Source organism: Flavobacterium crocinum, from assembly GCF_003122385.1.
In the GTDB taxonomy this organism is placed as follows: Bacteria; Bacteroidota; Bacteroidia; order Flavobacteriales; family Flavobacteriaceae; genus Flavobacterium; species Flavobacterium crocinum.
The window spans coordinates 1085631-1104817 of sequence record NZ_CP029255.1; the positions used below are offsets into that span (position 1 = coordinate 1085631).

Here is a 19187-nt window from a genome sequence, read left to right on the forward strand (position 1 = left end):
ATTTTCTATAATGAATTATTCTATTCGCTATTTTTTTGTAGCGCAGAGATCATTGAGTTTTTTCGCAAAGAAAAGAAGTTTAATTGGAGTATTGCTAAAGCAAAAAGTTCGCAGAGCACAATTTGAAATAATCTCTCCGAAGATTTTGAAAATTCTCCGATATCTATGTTATCGATAAATTTCACAAAAAAACATTTCATTTAAAAACAAATTAATATATTTATACGAAAATCTGCGTTAAAATATAAAATAAAATGAGTGAAAATGAAATTTCGACTATTACAATTGGTTTAGCTATAGAAATACATAGGTCTCTTGGGCCAGGATTATTAGAAAATGTATATCAAGAATGTTTATTTTATAAACTTAAACAAAAAGGTCTAATTGCGGAAAAGGAGAAACCCATGCCAATACTTTTTGAAGAAGTAAAATTGGACTGCGGTTATCGGATTGATATTTTAGTGGAAAACAAATTAGTAATTGAAACAAAAGCCGTTGAATCTTTAACAATAAATCATTTAGCACAGACATTAACTTATTTAAAATTAGGAAACTATAAACTTGGTTTATTAATAAATTTTAATGAAACTCTTTTAAAAAATGGTATTAGAAGGGTAGTAAATAATTTATAACTGAATACTCAAGATACCAATAAAGCTTTGCGAACTTATAGCAAAGCTATCCTTCGAAAGATACAACTTCTTTTCTTTGCGAAAATCCTTTGTGCTCTTTGCGCTAAAAAAAACTTACAAAATCTTACTAAACACTACACTTCAAAGAAAAACATAACCAACTTTGCGGTTAGAAAAAACATCACGACATTTGCAATTCAGAAAAAATTGAGAATGGCAAAAATACTTACGGGTGTTCAAAGTACTGGAACGCCACATTTAGGAAATTTATTAGGGGCAATTATTCCGGCAATCGAATTATCAAATGATCCGACTAACGAATCTTATTTGTTTATTGCAGATTTACATTCAATCACTCAAATTAAAGACGGAAAAACTTTAAGAGAGAATACCTACAGTACAGCTGCAGCTTGGCTTGCTTGTGGTTTAAATCCTGAAAAAGTAACGTTTTACAGACAATCAGATGTGGTGCAAACTACTGAATTAACCTGGTATTTAAGCTGTTTTTTTCCTTTCCAAAGATTGACTTTAGCCCACTCTTTCAAAGACAAAGCAGATCGTTTAGATGACGTTAATGCCGGACTTTTCACCTATCCAATGTTAATGGCTGCCGATATATTATTGTATGATGCTGAATTTGTTCCTGTTGGAAAAGATCAGTTACAGCATTTAGAAATTACTCGTGATGTAGCTTCTCGTTTCAATCATCAAATGGGAGAAACATTTGTTCTTCCTGAAGCTAAAATTCAGGAAAACATTATGTTGATTCCGGGAACAAACGGAGGAAAAATGAGTAAGTCTGCCAACAATATTATCAATATCTTTTTGGATGACAAAGCATTACGCAAACAGGTAATGAGCATCGAAACAGATTCGACTCCGCTTGAAGATCCAAAAAATCCTGATACTTGTAACGCATTTGCAATCTATTCGCTTTTAGCAAATGAAGAACAAATTGCTCAGATGAGAGCTAATTATCTTGGCGGGAATTATGGTTACGGTCACGCCAAACAGGCTTTATTTGAATTGATTACAGAAAAATTCAAAACAGAAAGAGAAAAATACAATTACTACATCAATAACCTTGAAGAAGTGGATGCTTTACTGAAAAAAGGTGCCACAAAAGCTTCAGTAATTGCAGATGGTGTTTTGGCAAAAGTTAGAGAGGTTCTGGGATTTGAAAAATAAATCGAAATTGATTATATAAAGGAAACGCTGATTAGAAATACTAGTCAGCGTTTTTTATAAATCAAAAAATTATATATAGGATTTTCTGCGTTAAATTACTTCAAAAAGTTTTCCAGGAAGTGGTCTTATAACACCTTTGAGTTCCATATTGACTAAAATCGATGACATTCTGAAAATGGGGAAATCGCATTTAATAGCTATAATATCAAGTAATTCTTTTCCATTATCCTGAAGAAAATCAAATACTTTTTGTTCTTCCGGTTCCAAATCAACAAAAAGTAGTTTTTGGACTGACTTTGGTTTTTCTTTAATATCCCAGTTCAGCATATAAATCAAATCGGCAGCGTTGGTTAAAACGTTTGCTTTCTGAGTTTTAATTAAACTATTACAACCCTGACTGTATTTGTCGGTAACTCTTCCCGGGACAGCAAACACATCGCGATTATATTCATTGGCCATATTCGCCGTAATTAAGGATCCGCCTTTATCAGCAGATTCAATTACGATAGTTGCCTCACTCATACCAGCTACAATTCGATTTCGGCGTACAAACTTTTCTTTATCGGGATTAGAGTCACTCCAGAATTCAGTTATAAATCCCCCATTCTCTTCCATTCTTGCCATGTATTTTTTGTGCGAACGCGGATAAATTTGATTTAAACCATGTGCTAAAACTCCAATCGTTTGCAAATTATAATCCATAGCGGCTTGATGGGCAACAATATCAACTCCATAAGCAAATCCGCTTATAATTATGGGATCTAAAGGAGCCAGATCTTCAATCAATTTTCGGCAAAATTCTGAACCGTAAGAAGTAATCTGTCTCGTACCCACAATGCTGATCATTTTTCTGTTTTTAAAGTTGAAATTACCCGCACTAAAAATTAGAATGGGCGCGTCAACGCAATGTTTTAGTCGTTCAGGATAACTCTCATCCTGAAAGAAAGAAGTCTGTACTTTGTTGTTTTTTATGAATGATAATTCCTTTTCTGCCTTCTCAAAAACACTTTTATCCTTTAAGTTTTTCAGCAACACACTTCCAATACCATCAATGACAGCAAGTTGTTTATCTTTAGCCTTAAATATAGATTGAGCATCTCCAAAAGATTGCAGTAATTTCTTCCCCATAATATCACCTACTCCATCAACTTTTAGCAGTGCAAGCAGATAAAATAATTCCTGTTCGTTCATTTCTTGTAACATTATGTAAAATAGAGAGTTTGTTTTATCATTTTTTTTACTACAAATATCTACAAAACAAAGTAAATTCCTAATAAAATAAATAGTTAAAAATTTATTCTTCGCGTAGAATTTTAAAACGACGAACTTAAATATTTGAAAATGAATTGTATAAAAATTAATCTCAATTGTTAATAAAAATTGTGAATAAAATTTTGATAACTATACACGATGCATAACTTTGTTACTATGAAAATCGAAGTATATATCTCACAGTTATTGTATCGTTATCAGTGTGTAACGGTTCCAGGATTTGGTGCGTTTTTAACAGAAACGCATTCAGCTGAGCTTAATGAAAGCACTAACTCGTTTTTTCCTCCAAAAAAGACTATTTCTTTCAACAGTCGTATCAAAAATAATGACGGATTGTTGGCAAATCATATTGCTCAGGCTGAAAAAACATCTTATGGTTTTGCCGTGAGTGCAATTGCATTTGAAGTTTTAAGCTGGAAAAAAACCTTGGAAGAAAATGGCGTAATTCTTTTAAAAAACATTGGTGAACTGCGTTTAAATTCAGAAAGCAATATCGTTTTCCGACCAAACGACCAAACAAACTATCTTGCTAATTCTTTTGGTTTAAGCCCTTTTGTTTCTCCAATCGTGAAAAAAGAAATTTTCGAGAAAAAAATCGAAAAGATCGCTGCAAAAGAAAAAGATGCTGTTTTATTATATGAAAATGAAGAGCAAACAAAATCTTCTAACCCATTCCTGAGATATGCCGCAATTCTGGTTTTAGGACTTGGAATTACCGGAAGTATTGGTTATCCGTTATATCAAAATCAGATTGACAACCAAACTTTGATGGTTGAAAAATCCGTTCAGAAAAAAGTTCAGAACAAAATACAGGAAGCCACTTTTTTTATCAAAAGTCCTCTTCCGGCTGTAACACTTGCAGTAGATTCTGCAAAAGTTGAAACGGCAGAACAAACAATGCCATATCATATCATGGCCGGTGCTTTTAGAAGTGAAGCAAATGCCAGAAAAGCTTATAACCAATTGATTAAAGATGGTTTCAAAGCAAGAATGCTGAAAGAAAACAAACATGGATTATTTCCGGTTTTGTACGGAAGTTATGCTACCATGAAAGAAGCTGAACAAGCCCAAAAAGAAATACAAAAAGGCGAAAATCCGGATGCCTGGATCTTAGTCGAAAATCTATAAAACTTCAGAATCCTATTCCTAACCGAATAGGATTTTTTTTGTCTTATTCTGTTCCTTAAAGAATTTTAAGTGGCAAGCTTTGAAGATGACTTCGAATAAATTCGATTCAAAAATTCTTAAACTGAAATGAACAAAACCTTCAAAGCATTAATTATTAGTTCAAATTACACAAGAAAAGGAACTCGAAAAAGTAATATCAACATTATAAATAAAAATCCTAATTCGCTATGAATTAGGATTTTTTAATGTTTATCGTGAAACAATTTTAGCATCCTGAGACAAAATTTCCTTTCCGGATTGATAAACCGTTAAAATTGCAGGTGGTGAATCTGATTGTCCTAAAACAATGATATAGCAATTGTACGTGAAATTTCCTTTTTTAAATTCATAGTAATGATTTCCTCCAGTTCCATCAGCATGAAAAACTCCTTTTTCAATTACCAAATCTGGTTTCTCTGTCATTTTCTGTTTAATGGACCATGAAGCATATCTATAATTGTCATTTCCAAGATCATCGATTCTGATTCTGAATTTTGAAGTCTCCAAAATAGCAACCGGTTCTTTAAAATTTGAAAGTGAAGCATTTACTTCTTTTTTCTGTGCCGCGATCAATTCTTTTTTCAATTTCAATTCTTCATCAGATTGATGATTGATACTGATAATTCTCCCATCGGTATCAATCCACAAATCGCCTCTGTTCAGCATAATTCCTCTCCAACCTACTTCCGACCAATCTGTTGCCGGATTTGATTTCGTTATTTTCTCAATCAAAACTTTATCAAAAATCTGATTGTATCTTTTTATAAAATCTTGCTTATCCTTTACCAATGGAATTGGATATTCTCGTTTAAATGGAAATTTAAAATGTTTTGAAACTGCTTCTTTATCATTGTTTTTCACTTCCAAAATAAACTTCGAAATGAACTTTTGATATTCGTGTTTCAAATCTTGAGCATTTAAAAATGAAGAATTACAAACTAAAAATGCTAAAACTATTTTAAATGCTTTCATATCAAAATGGATTTAATTCGTTAGAAATTAGATTTTTGCAAACCAAAAAATAATGTTTCACGTAGGACGTTCAAAAATTTAATTGATGCTTGCTTTAAACATTTTTAATTCGTCCCAGGTAAATTCATCTCCGTGTTTTTCTTTCAAACCGCTCAACGATTCTTCCTGATAAAACTGAAATGCCTCACGCAAAGCCAAAATTTTATCGTACGGAAGAACATCGGTAATTTCAATTTTTTTGGCTTGAATCAGTCTGATCAAATGTCCTTCGATGGTTTGAACATTCAATTTACGCATTCTCGCAATATCTTCAACAGAATTTTTCTCCATCCACAAGTCGTACGTTTCTTCAACAGTCGTTTTTTTAGCCGTTTTAAGCTCACTTTTTTCTGCTTTAGCTGATTTGTATCGAACAACGGGTTCTTCTGTCCTAAAAATGTCCGTATTTGTCGTTCTCAGCTCTTCCCGGATTCTTTCCGCTTTGTTGATTTTATAATTTCGAATAACTGGCGATGATAATTTTTCTTTAGAGATGGCTTCGCCCGAAACTACAACTTCGATCAGCAATTTAGCTTTCATTAATTGTAGAACTGCTTTGGTCTGCAGGTCTTCCAAAAAATTCAGCTCTTCGTAAAATTCCTTGACTTTTTTAAATTTCTGAATTTCATTTATTTTATAAATCAGATCATCGACCAATTTGTCCATTGGCTTGAAAAAATAATCATAGGCCGCCTCTACCCTTTCTTTCACAAAAATTAGATCCACCGTTTCTTTGATGAAAATTTTATTGAGCTGCGCAATGAATTTCTGCGAAGGATCTAAAAGCTGTTCCATGATTTCCATTCGTTTATGTGCCCAAGCTGCGTGTTTCGTTTTTTCGGAACCCGCAGCATTTTCGTTATAACTGAAACGATGATTTCGCCATTCCTGTGCCAATTCACCCCAATTAAAACTGTTTATCAAATAGTTGTGGATAAAATTTTTGGTTTCGAAATGAAGCGAATTCTGTAAATCTTGCTCTGTCGCTCTGTTCAAAGCGTAATCCATCACATCCTGGTCGTTCGAAATACCATTCATCTGCATCGGAGAAAGCAAAATAAGCCCGTTTAACGAACGCAAACGCGAAAGTGCTACATAGGCCTGCCCGGGCAGAAAAACCTGTGATACATCGAGCGCTGCTTTGTCAAAAGTTAAACCTTGGCTTTTGTGCACTGTAATCGCCCACGCCAATTTGATTGGATAATGCGCAAAGGTTCCTAAAACCTCTTCTTCGATTTCTTTGGTTTGTTCGTTGACTTTGTATCGAATATTTTTCCATTCGTACTTTTCTACTTCAAGCGTCATGTTCTCTTCCGGAAAGTGAACAAAGATTTCTTCGTCTGAAAGCGATTTGATTACACCCATTTTTCCGTTGAAATATCTTTTCTCAAAAGACAAATCATTTTTGACGAACATGATCTGTGCTCCAACTTTCAATTTCAGTTCTTCCTCAACCGGAAAAATCTTTTCCGGAAAATCTCCTACCACAAATGGCGTGTAAATGTATTCTTTACCATCTAAATCACTGATTGACTGATTGTTAATATAATCCGCTTTAGCATTATGTGTTGTCAGCGTGATATAACCCTTGTTCTCTTTGAAGTCAAAATCAGGCTTAACATACTGATTTAGAATGGCTATGTCTTCCGGAGTGATCTGATTATTTCGAAGATTGTTTAAAACCGAGATAAAAGCATCATCTGTCTGACGATAGATTTTTGACAATTCAATATAAATCGGCGGATACGTTTGAAGAACATGAGAATGGAAAAAGAACTTTCCGCGGTAATAGTTTTTCAGGGTTCGCCATTCTTCATCGCGAATAACTGGTGGCAACTGTAGTAAATCTCCAATAAACAAAACCTGAACTCCGCCAAAAGGGTGTGTGTTTCTACGAATGGTCTGCATCATAAAATCTACTGCATCCAACAAATCGGCACGCATCATACTCACTTCATCAATAACCAGAAGCTCCATGTTTTTGATTACATTTCGCTTGACGTTGTTCATTTTGAAATGACGTCGTAACGATTCTTTATTTTCAAACTTTACCGTTTCGGTAAATTGTGCACTTGCTTCGTAAGACGGAATAAATGCTGAAAACGGAAGCTGGAACATCGAGTGAATTGTTACTCCGCCCGCATTTAAAGCTGCAATTCCGGTTGGAGCCACAACTACAGTATTTTTGTGCGTGGTAGCAATGATTTCACGTAAAAGCGTAGTTTTTCCTGTACCTGCTTTTCCTGTTAGAAAAATAGATTTTTGAGTCTGATTGATGAATTGTAAAGTGTAAGCTGCCGCTTCTGAAACGTTTTGCATTGGGCTTGTATTAAAAACTAAAATTACCGCATTTTTATAAAAAGAAAAAACCTAAATCTTAGTGGATTTAGGTTTTTAGTAATTTAGTTAGTTTGGTAGTTTTTATTTTTTTGCTTCGCCTTCTTTAGTTTCAGTTGCTGGTTTTGCATCTGCTTTTGGCGCTGCTTTATATTTATCATTTAATTCTTTAATGATTTCTTTTGTGATATCATATTTGTCCTCAGCATACAAAACAGTTGCTGCATCTCCTGTTCCGTAGATGTAAGAGTAACCGTTTTTCTTTCCGTATTCTTTGATGAATTTTTTAACTCCACTAACAAGAGAATCCATTTCAACTCCGCTTTCTTGTTGCAATTGTTGAGCTAATGCTTGTTGAGCATATCCTAACTGTTGCTCTCTTTTTTGTAATTCTGCACCTCTTTGCTGCGCCCAAGCCTGACCGTTTGCTTGTGCCTGACTTTGGAAGTTAGCAGCGTCTTGTTTAAAACGTGAAATTTCAGCTTGTAATTGTCTCCCTTTTTCTTCCGCTTGAGCTTTATACTTTGCCTCTAGATCTTTTGCCTCAGTGTACTCTTTCATCAAAACCGAAGTATCCACGTAAGCTGTTTTTACTTCCTTTACCTCTGCTGTTTTGTTACAAGAAACTGCGAAAACTGAAAGTGCGATAATAACTAATGCTTTTTTCATTTTTTTTAATTCTAATTTTTTTAAGTGATTGAAGACAAAAATATAAAAAAATCAATAGCATCAGCATAAACTTTAAAAAATGCTCGAATTTTATGATATTGTTTTTATTTATAGAAAGAATTATTACTATAAATCGACGCTATCGCATTGATTTAGATGTTTTTTATCTCTTTTTTAAACAAGAAAGGCTATTTCATCTTCGAAAAGACAAAATAGCGTTTTCCAATTTCTACCGTTTTTATTTGTTCTTCAAAACATAAATATGCGAAGAATATTCTTTTGTACTCTTAGCTTTCCAGTTCGATTTTAGACCCACGAAAAAAGCTTTAATATAATTCATTTTCCCCGTTTTATATTTTTCGGATAAAAGGCTTACATAAAACGAATCAAATTTCATCGGAAGTATTTTTTCCAGTTTCATATCTACTTTTTCAAAAAGCAGCTGAATTGATTTTTTAGAGAAATGCCAAAAGTGAATCGGCACATCATAAGCTGCCCAAAAAGTTCCATAATGATTTGCATCAAACGATTTGTAATTTGGAACCGCAACAATTAATATTCCAGTTGGTTTTAACAAACGCTTCAATTCCTGGATTTGATGTTCCAAATCCGGAACGTGTTCCAAGACATGCCACATCGTAATTACATCCAAGGAATTATTTTCTAAACTGCTAATTTCTTCTACGAATGAAATTCCTTTTTGTTTTGCAATATTTTTTGCTCTTTCGCTTGGTTCTACTCCAATGGTCTCCCAACCGTTATTTTTCGCCGTTAAAAGAAAATCTCCGGTTCCGGCTCCAATATCCAGCAATTTACCTTTTTGTGGCTGTTCGCTATTAATTAAATTCAATTTATTCTGAAGCGCTATATTTTTTACAAAATGATAGGCTTTTTCAAATAAGGAACGTTTGTTGTCTGTATGCGAAATATAATCTTCACTTTCGTAATACTTCCCTAAATTTTGCAGTTCAGGCTGCGGCGAAGTAATCAGCATATCTAATTCTTCATCATAATACAAATCGAAAATTTCTTTTGAAACAGAATGGTCTTTTACCGTAAGAAAGTGTTTTTTGTTTAAAACGTCCATTTTTAAAATTATAGATATTTGGGTTTAATTTATAGCAAATCCTAAAAACGAAATTTCATCATTTTTAGGATTTTTTAGTTTTTGTTATTTGTTGTTTTTCCAATTGATCTTTACAGCTGAGATCTTTTCATTTTCTAATCTGATATCATCTAAAACATCAAAACCATTTAGAACATAAAATTCTAATGGTGATTTATATTTTTGATTATTTCGTTTGATATCCTTTTCATGATCTATTACCCAGCCATTCAAACTTTGATTATTATTTTTTATTTCTTCTAATAAAATTCTGCCGTATCCCTTTCCCTGAAATTGATAATTCAACATTATTGCAAACCAAATTTCACTGTCACGAAAAAAAGTGTAAGCCCATCCTTGAATCTCATTTTTTGAATCAACTAAAAGATAATTGTCCATTTCTGAAATCGAATTTATATAAAAATCGAATTCCTGAAAGGTTTCGTGACCAAATTGAATTGGATATTCATTATTTCGAAGTTGCCACAAAGTTTCTTTTTCATTCTCTGAAAAACTATTTTGATGTACAACTTTCATTTTTTGATCTTTTTTATTAAAACGTTTCACGTGGAACATTTGTTTAGTAATCAGTGTTCAGTTTTTTAGTTGGCAGTTACACTGAACACTTTAAACTGAACACTGATTACTACAAATCTATCTTCCCATATAAATCAAAAGCACGGAAATATCACTTGGTGATACGCCGCTTATTCTTGAAGCTTGAGAAATGGTTACAGGACGAATCTTGCTTAATTTCTGTTTTGCTTCAATCGACATGGATTTGATTTTGTTATAATCGAAATTGTCCGGAATTTTTACTTCTTCTAAACGATTAAGTTTATCGGCGTTATTTCTTTCCTTTTCGATATAACCCGAATATTTCACCTGAATTACTGCTTGCTCCACAATTTCTTCATCCAAATCATTTTCTTCGATATAAGCTGAAACTTTCTCAAATTTCAACATATCTTCCAATTCAATTTGTGGACGAGAGAAAATCTTGAACATTTTATCTCCTTGCGAAATTGGAGCAGATTCTTTTGCTTCCAAAATCGGATTTGTTTCTGCAATGCTTACACTAGTTTCTTTAAAGAATTGAACCATCTTTTCAGATTCATTCAATTTCTTTTCCATTCTTCGTAAACGATCTTCCGAAGCTAAACCAATTTCATATGACATTGGCGTCAATCTGAAATCGGCGTTATCTTGTCGCAACAAAGTTCTATATTCAGCTCTTGACGTAAACATGCGATACGGTTCTTCAGTTCCTTTCGTAATCAAATCATCAATTAAAACTCCAATATAAGCTTCATCACGTTTTAAAATCAACGGATCTTTTTCATGCACTTTTAAATGCGCATTGATTCCGGCCATCAAACCTTGCGAAGCTGCTTCTTCATATCCGGTTGTTCCGTTAATCTGCCCAGCGAAATACAATCCTTCAACTAACTTTGTTTCCAAAGTATGTTTCAATTGCGTTGGAGGAAAGAAATCATATTCGATGGCATAACCAGGTCTAAAGAATTTCACATTTTCAAAACCTGCTACAGAACGAAGCGCTTTAAATTGAATATCCTCTGGAAGCGAAGTTGAAAATCCGTTTACATACACTTCACAAGTATTCCATCCTTCCGGCTCAACAAATAATTGATGACGTTCTTTATCTGCAAAACGATTAATCTTATCTTCAATAGAAGGACAATATCTTGGTCCTAAACTTTTAATTCTTCCGTTGAACATTGGAGAACGATCAAAACCCTCTCTCAAAATATCGTGAACATCCAAAGACGTATACGTCATGTGACAAGAACGTTGATGAACCAACGGAGAAGTCACATCTGAATAAGAAAACTTAGCTGGCTTTGCATCTCCTTTTTCTTCGTTCATTTTAGAATAATCCAAAGAACGCCCATCTACACGAGGTGGCGTTCCTGTTTTCATTCTACCCGCTTCAAAACCTGCTTTGATCAAATCTTCGGTAATTCCGGTTGCAGCACTTTCGCCTGCTCTACCTCCACCAAATTGTTTTTCTCCAATATGAATCAAACCATTCAAAAAAGTACCATTTGTCAAAACAACAGATTTGGAACGAATCTCCACACCAAGCGAAGTTCTAATTCCTTTTATCTTTCCATCTTCGATAATCAACCCTTTTACCATTTCTTGGTAAAAATCTAAATTTGGAGTCGCCTCCAACATCATTCTCCATTCCTCAGCAAAACGCATTCTGTCACTTTGAACTCTTGGCGACCACATTGCAGGCCCTTTCGATTTATTCAACATCTTGAATTGGATTGCAGTCTTATCTGAAACAATTCCTGAATATCCTCCAAGCGCATCAATTTCACGAACAATCTGTCCTTTTGCAATCCCCCCCATCGCAGGATTGCAAGACATCTGTGCAATGTTTTGCAAACTCATTGTAACCAATAAAGTTTTCGATCCCAAATTTGCAGCAGCCGCCGCAGCTTCAGATCCAGCATGGCCTGCACCAACCACAATAACATCGTATTCTTCTAAAAACATTTTGTTTTATTATTCTCCAAAAACCGCTAACGCGGTTTCTAGAATTACATTTATATTTTTCTTGTTCCACGTGGAACGTAATCTTTTTTTTCTTTGTTCCAGGTTTCAGGTTCAAACTGGAATCTTCAAACTGGAATCTTCAAACTGGAATCTTCAAACTGGAATCTTCAAACTGGAATCTTCAAACTGGAATCTTCAAAATAAAATTGTTTCACGTGAAACAATTTTATTTAATTTCAAACAGAACTTTCAATACAGAACTTTCAATACAGAACTTTCAATACAGAACTTTCAATACAGAACTTTCAATACAGAACTTTCAATACAGAACTTTCAATACAGAACTTTCAATACAGAACTTTCAATACAGAACTTTCAAAAGAAATGTTTCACGTGAAACATTTCTAAGTTTCCAATCTAAACTCCCAAAGAACAATTTAAAACATGTTCCACATGAAACATCCTTTTCTTTCTCATTAAAAATCAAACTTAAAAATCGTTCCACGTGGAACGATTTAATCCTTTATTTCAATTCTTCATCTCAACGTTCCACGTGGAACGTTATAAAAATCGTCTTATTCTATTTAAACATGTTTCACGTGGAACGCTTTAAATATTAAAAACCAAAACGTTTCACGTGGAACATATATATTAAAAAGAGATCTAATTACTGTTCCACGTGAAACATCTTCATCTTCTCTTCTTCTTTAGCTCTCATTAATTGAGCGTCTTCATCTGTCTTATCTTTGTATCCACAGTAATGTAGTATACCATGAGATAGTACTCTCTTAAGTTCTTCAGCAAATGAAACATTGAAGTCTTTTGCGTTGTCTGCAACACGTTCTACAGAAACAAAAATATCTCCATTTAACTCGTTACCAACAGTATAATCAAAACTAATAATATCTGTAAGTGTATCGTGATCTAGATATTCAACATTGATCTTATGTAGATATTCATCATCACAAAAGATATAGTTGATCTCGCCTTCATTCTTGTTTTCAGAAACAATTACAGCACTTAACCAGTCACTAAAAGCCTGCTCATCTCCTAAAGTAAAATCTGTTTCGTAATTAAAATTTATCATTTTGTATTAAAGTATTCCTGAACTTTTTGATTAAAATTCGAGCGCAAAGGTAGTGATTGTCTGTTTAATATCTCCACACTGTTTAAATATTCCAATAAGGAACTTGGTAAAGCATTGGAACGATTAGTAAATTCAGCCTTATTTGTTTCAGATTGTCTTTGTGTATCTTGACCTTGTTGCTGAACTGCATTGTTTAATTTCCATAATTCTTGTTGAATATTTAGAATACGTTGCAGGTTCTCATTCTTAAAACCTTTATTCAAAATCTGCTTTTCAGATTGTTTCATTTGATCTATTATAGATTTTCCCTGAGCATCCAAACCTTTCTTTGCTAATTCTTTTTGCAATGCTTCTCTAAGTTTAACCTGCTCTTTGTATATCTCCATAATAGCTTCTGCATCTCCTTCTCCGTCTTCTCTTTCATTACCATTCTTTTCTCCTTTTCCATTCTTCCCATCTTTTCCAGAAGAGCCTTTATCTCCGCTTTTGTTACCTTGACCTTCTTTGCCCTGCCCATCTTTGCCTTGCCCGTTTTGCCCCTGCCCGGACTTTCCATCTTTTCCTTCTCCCGGTTTATCCCCAGGTTGTTGTCCCGGCTTCATTCCATCTTTCATCTTATCCGCAAGACCCTTTTGTTTCTGAATAATATCTGGTAATTGCATTCCTTGTCCGTCTCCAGGTTTAGGTTTTCCAGCACCTGGTTTAGACATCGACATCTGCATGTTGTTTAATAAATCACTTAAGAAATCAGCCAACTTATTAGCAGATGAAACCGCATATTGTTGGTGTGAAACTCCTCTTGGAATCTGAACATCGGTTAAAGTTTCAATCGCCTTGTCCATATTGTATTGTACATTTCCAATTTCTTTGGTTACGTCTTCAGCTACTTTTGGATTACGTAATGAAAGTGCAAACAAACTATCATCAACATGTCTAAACTGTTGTTTTAAATTCTGCTGGATTTTAATGTTTTTAGTGAATGCTGATGAACCCAATTTCATAGATTTAAACTGTTTCATCACATCTTCCTGAGATAAAGAATAAGCTAAGAGGTTATCCAGAATCTGACGAAGCATTGCTACATCTTCTTCCAATTGTTCTTGTTCTCCACCTTCCATTTCGCTCTGCATTTCCTGAGACATAGATTTCATTTTCTTTGCAGCACTTTTCTGTTTTGGCTTAGCCGAAGAAGTATTCTTTTTGCTTAATTCTTCAGAAGCTTTTTGAAGATCACTATCTACATCTTTCTCTTTTGAAGCATCAGATGGAATGTCCAAAGGTTTCTTTAAAGTCTTGTTTTCTTCTTTCAAATCTTTTAAATCTTCCTGAATCTTATCAAAAGATTTATTGATTTCATCCTGCTTCTCTTTAGTGTTTTCTTTCTCTTTATTTGATAACTGTTCCTGTTGTTCTGACAGTTTGTTTAGTTTCTCTGCAACCTGTTCTGCTTTCTTTGAAACATAAAAACGCTTGGTTAATTCGACCAATTGCTCTAAATTACGAGATTGGTTTTTACTGATTTGTTTGAACTTTTCCATCTTATCAAACAGTTCTTCACTGTTTAATTTATCATTCAGGTTCTTCAATTCGTCTAATAACTTCTGATTCTTTTCTAAATCTTTCTGTGCATTATCTAAACGTTTCTGTAAATCATCAGCTGTTTTATCCTTCTTGTCCGACTTGAACTTATCTAAGTTCTGATTCATTTTCTCAGAGAATTGTTTCATCATTTCGTCTTGTTGTTTCTGACGTTTGATAAAATCATTGATCTTTTGCTGATCTTTAAATTCTAAATTGTCTTTTTCTTTTCCTGTATTCTGAAGCTTATCCATTTCTGAAATCTGCTTGGTTTGGTTCTTCAAAGATTTAGATAAACTATTGATATTATTATTCTGCTGCTGTAATTCCTGATCTTGAATTTCATCTGTTGTCGCTACGCGATCTGAAAATGTAGAAGACTTTCTACTCTTAAATCCGTGTGGTGCATCGTTATCAAAAACTTCAAAATAGTATTCGTAAGACACTCCTTCTTCTACTGGAAGGTTACTTGGAAAATTAAAAACAAACTGATCAAATACTCCAGCCTTCACAGGAATGTTTCCACGCTTAGAAGACTGTGGTTTATTACGTTCGTAGTATACAATTTGTAACTTCGAAAGTCCGTAGTCATCACCCAATCTTCCTAAGATATAGTTCTTATCCAGCTTCAAACTATCTGGTGCAGGGCCAACACTAATGCTTGGAAACTGATCTTTGATCACAGAAAGCTGATAATCTAGTTTTTCGTAGTTTTTCACCTTATCATTAGACGTAAGAATTTGATATTCTGTATTTTGACTAATATTTTTAGACAATTTAAACTCATTTTCTGTCTTATTGAACTTAAAAACTTCATTATCTCTTTTCCACACCACTTCTTGAGTAGATTTAGTATTCATTCTCCAGGTTACAGTGGTTCCTTCAGGTACAATTGCATTTCCAGTTCCCAGAATTGTCTCTGATTTTTTCTTCAGATAAGAAGGGAAATTTAAAACCATTTCGAAGTTTGCAATAGATGGAACTGTGATCACTTTCAATTCATACTCTTCAGAAACTACCGAATTTCCTTCAAAAGAAAACTGTATATTTTCTGAAGGCTTTTCAATTTTAAATTCAAACTTACCAGGTTGAGAAGATTCCATAAAATAACTTTCATCCCCAATATGAATCATCACATTTTCAGGAACTACATTCCCAACAGATTCCATTTTTATCACGAAATCTTTGTTTTGTTCTGCTTGCAAATTAGAATTCAAAACCACAAATTTGAAAGGAGCTGGTGGCAAAAATGCAGAATTGAAATGCACTACTCTATTCAAACTTTGAGAAATAATATTACTATTTCCAGAAATATAAAACACAGCAAAAAGTAAAATTGGAACTAAAGCCAATGGTAAATATTTTTTGTTAGCTTTAAAATTGATGGCATTTCCAAAAGGAATTGGCTGCAGTGAATTTGCTTTTTGCTCAATTGAAGCTAGAACTAATTCTGAACTTTCTGCATTATTTTCAGAAGACAATTGCAAAAAGTTGGTAAGCTTATCACTCACTTCTGTGAAATGACTTCCAATAATTTTTGAAGCCTGAGTATAATCTATTCCTTTTTGAAGTTTGAATAATTTGAATAATGGAAAAAGAATTAAACGGATTAAAAGGAAAACTTCAACTCCAACGAATAACCAAAACAGAAAAGTTCTTCCCAGAGGTTTTAGCCAAAGAAAGTACTCTACAAAAAGCGTAAACAAAAAATACAACAACCCAAAACCAGTAAAAAGCAATATGCCTTTTATCAATTCGTTGGTATAATATTTTTTAATGAAAGCTTCTAACTTTTGATAAATAGCAGATGATGTTTTCAAAATAAATCTGTTTTAATTATAACCTATAAAAGTAGTAATTATAAAGATTCAAATTCCAAAAAATAAATTCCAAATTCCAAGGATTCACCTAGTTTGGAATTTGGAATTTTTAAAAAATTGAATTTATTGAAAGTCGTATCTTTGCAACAAAATTTTAAACAAATGTCAAAGCAAGTTCGTGTGCGTTTTGCACCAAGTCCCACTGGACCGTTACATATTGGCGGAGTTCGTACTGCCCTATTTAATTATTTATTTGCAAAAAAACATAACGGTGTTTTTTATCTGAGAATTGAAGATACAGATCAGACTCGTTTTGTTCCAGGTGCAGAGGCTTACATTATGGAAGCTCTAGAATGGTTAGGAATTGCTCCTGAAGAAACGGTTGGAAAAAATGAAAAATTTGGTCCATACAGACAAAGCGAACGTGCAGCTTTATATCAGCAATATGCAGATCAATTAATAAATTCTGGTTGGGCATATTATGCTTTTGATACTCCTGAAGCTTTGGATGCACATAGAAAACAACACGAAGCTGAAGGAAAAACATTTATTTACAATCATCATAATCGTGAAAAGTTAGATACCTCTTTAGTAATTTCTTCTGAAGAAACTGCTAAAAGAATTGCCAATGGAGAACATTATGTAATTCGTTTTAAGACTCCGGTTGATGAAACTTTACATTTAAAAGATATTATTCGTGGAGATGTGAAGTTTGAAACTAATCTTTTGGATGATAAAGTTTTATTCAAAAGTGACGGAATGCCAACTTACCATTTAGCTAATATTGTGGATGATCATTTGATGGAAACTTCACATGTAATTCGTGGTGAAGAATGGTTGCCATCGATGCCACTTCACGTTTTATTGTACAAAGCATTTGGTTGGGAAGCTCCGGAATTTGCTCATTTACCTTTGATTTTGAAACCAGTTGGAAATGGAAAATTATCAAAAAGAGATGGAGACAAAATGGGATTCCCGGTATTTCCTTTAGAATGGAAAACTGAAGAAGGAGTTTCATCTGGTTATAGAGAAAATGGATTTTTTCCTGAAGCAGTTGTAAACTTCCTTGCATTATTGGGATGGAATGATGGAACTGAAAAAGAATTATTTTCTTTAGAAGAATTAGCTGAGGCATTTGACTTAAATAGAGTTCATAAATCTGGAGCTAAATTTGATCCGGAGAAAAACAAATGGTTCAATCACCAATATTTAGCAAAACAAAATGATGCAGATTTGGCCAAAACCTTCTCTCCTATTTTAGAAGAAAAAGGCATTGATGTTTCTAAATATGATCTTACAAGAATTGTTTCTTTGATTAAAGAAAGAGCAAACTTCGTTTCTGAATTTTGGAATCTGACAGATTTCTTTTTCCAGGCTCCAACAGCTTATGATGAAAAAGCAAGTAAAAACTGGAAAGAAGAAACTCCAGCATTAATGCAGGAATTGATTTCTGTTTTAGAAAACATCGAAGATTTTACTTCTGCAAATATTGAAGCAATTGTAAAAGATTGGTTAACCAAGAACGAAATCGGAATGGGTAAAGTAATGCAACCTTTCCGTTTAAGTTTGGTTGGAGCTCTTAAAGGTCCTCACCTATTTGACATTGTCGAAATCATTGGAAAAGAAGAAACTATTTCTAGAATTCAGAAAGCAATTGAAACTTTATAATTAAAATTTCATTTAAAAATAGAAACGCTAAGTAACATCACAAAAATGTTCATAGCGTTTTTTTAATATTTGATAATTCTTTTTTAGAAGAATTTTCGTAATTTACCGAAATTCATAAATTAAACAAAATAACCATGAGTACAGCATTTATTATTTTTTTAGTATTGGCATTCTTTATTTTCATGTCATCTTTCTTTACAGTGAAACAACAATCATCTGTAATTATCGAAAGATTTGGAAAATTTCAGAGTGTTAGAAATTCAGGATTACAACTTAAAATTCCGTTGGTTGACAGATTGGCCGGACGTGTAAATCTTAAAATTCAGCAATTGGATGTTATCATCGAAACTAAAACAAGAGACAACGTTTTTATCAAAATGAAAGTTTCCGTTCAGTTCAAAGTAATTCAGGAAAAAGTATACGAAGCTTTTTATAAACTAGAATATCCACACGATCAAATTACTTCTTATGTTTTTGACGTAGTTCGTGCTGAAGTTCCAAAACTAAAACTGGATGATGTTTTTGAAAGAAAAGATGATATTGCCGTTGCAGTAAAACGCGAATTGAACGAAGCAATGTCGACTTACGGATATGATATCATCAATACTTTGGTTACTGATATTGATCCGGACATTCAGGTAAAAAATGCAATGAACAGAATTAATGCTGCTGACAGAGAAAAAACAGCTGCAGAGTTTGAAGCAGAAAGTTCAAGAATTAGAATCGTTGCAAAAGCAAAAGCCGAAGCAGAAAGTAAACGTTTACAAGGACAAGGTATCGCAGACCAACGTCGTGAAATTGCAAGAGGTTTGGTTGAAAGTGTTGAAGTTTTGAACCAAGTTGGAATCAACTCTCAAGAAGCTTCTGCTTTAATTGTAGTAACACAGCATTATGATACTTTACAATCTATTGGATCTGATACCAATTCAAACTTGATTCTTTTACCTAACTCTCCACAAGCCGGAAGTGATATGCTAAACAATATGGTGGCATCATTCTCAGCTTCAAATCAAGTTGGAGAAATGATGAAGAAAAACAATAAAAAAGTGGAAAAACCAAAACAAGCACCAAGACAATCTGGTTATGAAGATGACATTCAACCAGATGTTCAATAATAATTAGAAATA

At 33.5% G+C, this 19187-nt stretch carries 14 protein-coding genes; 5 read left to right on the plus strand and 9 right to left on the minus strand.

What is annotated here, in order from left to right; all coding sequences use genetic code 11:
- Positions 1–254 precede the first annotated feature (254 nt).
- Both HYN56_RS05005 and trpS read left to right on the plus strand, forming a co-directional pair.
- Positions 255–632, plus strand: coding sequence for a GxxExxY protein (locus tag HYN56_RS05005; protein WP_109191175.1), 378 nt, complete (start codon positions 255–257; stop codon positions 630–632).
- 213 nt (positions 633–845) lie between these two features.
- On the plus strand, positions 846–1820 hold the full coding sequence (trpS, locus tag HYN56_RS05010) for a tryptophan--tRNA ligase (protein WP_109191176.1): 975 nt from the start codon (positions 846–848) through the stop codon (positions 1818–1820).
- A gap of 90 nt (positions 1821–1910) precedes the next feature.
- Here trpS and dprA read toward each other — a convergent pair whose 3' ends face one another.
- A complete protein-coding gene (gene dprA, locus HYN56_RS05015; protein ID WP_109194729.1) occupies positions 1911–3011 on the minus strand; it encodes a DNA-processing protein DprA in 1101 nt (366 codons plus the stop codon).
- A gap of 237 nt (positions 3012–3248) precedes the next feature.
- Here dprA and HYN56_RS05020 point away from each other — a divergent pair, with 237 nt between their 5' ends.
- Positions 3249–4220 (plus strand): HU domain-containing protein, encoded by a 972-nt coding sequence (locus tag HYN56_RS05020; protein ID WP_109191177.1) that lies wholly within the window; start codon positions 3249–3251, stop codon positions 4218–4220.
- Positions 4221–4469: 249 nt separating this feature from the next.
- On the opposite strand, the gene HYN56_RS05025 is transcribed toward HYN56_RS05020, so the two are convergent.
- The 8 genes from HYN56_RS05025 to HYN56_RS05065 all read right to left on the minus strand — a co-directional run bounded on the left by HYN56_RS05025 (position 4470) and on the right by HYN56_RS05065 (position 16392).
- Complete coding sequence (locus HYN56_RS05025) at positions 4470–5231, minus strand: hypothetical protein (RefSeq protein WP_109191178.1); 762 nt, start codon at positions 5229–5231, stop codon at positions 4470–4472.
- Positions 5232–5309: 78 nt separating this feature from the next.
- The gene (locus HYN56_RS05030; RefSeq protein WP_109191179.1) at positions 5310–7589 is read right to left on the minus strand and encodes a helix-turn-helix domain-containing protein; all 2280 of its coding nucleotides are present in this window, start codon (positions 7587–7589) and stop codon (positions 5310–5312) included.
- A gap of 102 nt (positions 7590–7691) precedes the next feature.
- Positions 7692–8276, minus strand: coding sequence for an OmpH family outer membrane protein (locus tag HYN56_RS05035; RefSeq protein WP_109191180.1), 585 nt, complete (start codon positions 8274–8276; stop codon positions 7692–7694).
- A 238-nt stretch (positions 8277–8514) separates the two neighbouring features.
- Complete coding sequence (locus HYN56_RS05040; RefSeq protein ID WP_109191181.1) at positions 8515–9363, minus strand: class I SAM-dependent methyltransferase; 849 nt, start codon at positions 9361–9363, stop codon at positions 8515–8517.
- A gap of 84 nt (positions 9364–9447) precedes the next feature.
- Complete coding sequence (locus tag HYN56_RS05045; protein ID WP_109191182.1) at positions 9448–9918, minus strand: GNAT family protein; 471 nt, start codon at positions 9916–9918, stop codon at positions 9448–9450.
- Positions 9919–10035: 117 nt separating this feature from the next.
- Positions 10036–11907 carry a tRNA uridine-5-carboxymethylaminomethyl(34) synthesis enzyme MnmG gene (gene mnmG / locus HYN56_RS05050; RefSeq protein ID WP_109191183.1) on the minus strand — a complete coding sequence of 624 codons (1872 nt, stop codon included), beginning with the start codon at positions 11905–11907 and terminating at the stop codon, positions 10036–10038.
- A 667-nt stretch (positions 11908–12574) separates the two neighbouring features.
- Complete coding sequence (gene ybeY, locus HYN56_RS05060; RefSeq protein ID WP_091490075.1) at positions 12575–12994, minus strand: rRNA maturation RNase YbeY; 420 nt, start codon at positions 12992–12994, stop codon at positions 12575–12577.
- Complete coding sequence (locus HYN56_RS05065; protein WP_109191185.1) at positions 12991–16392, minus strand: DUF4175 family protein; 3402 nt, start codon at positions 16390–16392, stop codon at positions 12991–12993. The genes ybeY and HYN56_RS05065 overlap by 4 nt, the downstream gene beginning before the upstream one ends.
- A gap of 162 nt (positions 16393–16554) precedes the next feature.
- Here HYN56_RS05065 and gltX point away from each other — a divergent pair, with 162 nt between their 5' ends.
- Positions 16555–18060 (plus strand): glutamate--tRNA ligase, encoded by a 1506-nt coding sequence (gltX, locus tag HYN56_RS05070; protein ID WP_109191186.1) that lies wholly within the window; start codon positions 16555–16557, stop codon positions 18058–18060.
- Between the two features lie 134 nt (positions 18061–18194).
- Positions 18195–19175 (plus strand): SPFH domain-containing protein, encoded by a 981-nt coding sequence (locus HYN56_RS05075; protein WP_109191187.1) that lies wholly within the window; start codon positions 18195–18197, stop codon positions 19173–19175.
- Positions 19176–19187 lie beyond the last annotated feature (12 nt).

What these genes read in the sequence shown, in the direction of transcription:
- dprA (WP_109194729.1), bottom strand. Translation starts at nt 3,011, where the DNA reads ATGAACGAACAGGAATTATTTTATCTGCTTGCACTGCTAAAAGTTGAT.
- HYN56_RS05020 (WP_109191177.1), top strand. Translation starts at nt 3,249, where the DNA reads ATGAAAATCGAAGTATATATCTCACAGTTATTGTATCGTTATCAGTGT.
- HYN56_RS05045 (WP_109191182.1), bottom strand. Translation starts at nt 9,918, where the DNA reads ATGAAAGTTGTACATCAAAATAGTTTTTCAGAGAATGAAAAAGAAACT.
- HYN56_RS05040 (WP_109191181.1), bottom strand. Translation starts at nt 9,363, where the DNA reads ATGGACGTTTTAAACAAAAAACACTTTCTTACGGTAAAAGACCATTCT.
- gltX (WP_109191186.1), top strand. Translation starts at nt 16,555, where the DNA reads ATGTCAAAGCAAGTTCGTGTGCGTTTTGCACCAAGTCCCACTGGACCG.
- HYN56_RS05075 (WP_109191187.1), top strand. Translation starts at nt 18,195, where the DNA reads ATGAGTACAGCATTTATTATTTTTTTAGTATTGGCATTCTTTATTTTC.
- HYN56_RS05035 (WP_109191180.1), bottom strand. Translation starts at nt 8,276, where the DNA reads ATGAAAAAAGCATTAGTTATTATCGCACTTTCAGTTTTCGCAGTTTCT.
- trpS (WP_109191176.1), top strand. Translation starts at nt 846, where the DNA reads ATGGCAAAAATACTTACGGGTGTTCAAAGTACTGGAACGCCACATTTA.
- mnmG (WP_109191183.1), bottom strand. Translation starts at nt 11,907, where the DNA reads ATGTTTTTAGAAGAATACGATGTTATTGTGGTTGGTGCAGGCCATGCT.
- ybeY (WP_091490075.1), bottom strand. Translation starts at nt 12,994, where the DNA reads ATGATAAATTTTAATTACGAAACAGATTTTACTTTAGGAGATGAGCAG.
- HYN56_RS05030 (WP_109191179.1), bottom strand. Translation starts at nt 7,589, where the DNA reads ATGCAAAACGTTTCAGAAGCGGCAGCTTACACTTTACAATTCATCAAT.
- HYN56_RS05025 (WP_109191178.1), bottom strand. Translation starts at nt 5,231, where the DNA reads ATGAAAGCATTTAAAATAGTTTTAGCATTTTTAGTTTGTAATTCTTCA.
- HYN56_RS05005 (WP_109191175.1), top strand. Translation starts at nt 255, where the DNA reads ATGAGTGAAAATGAAATTTCGACTATTACAATTGGTTTAGCTATAGAA.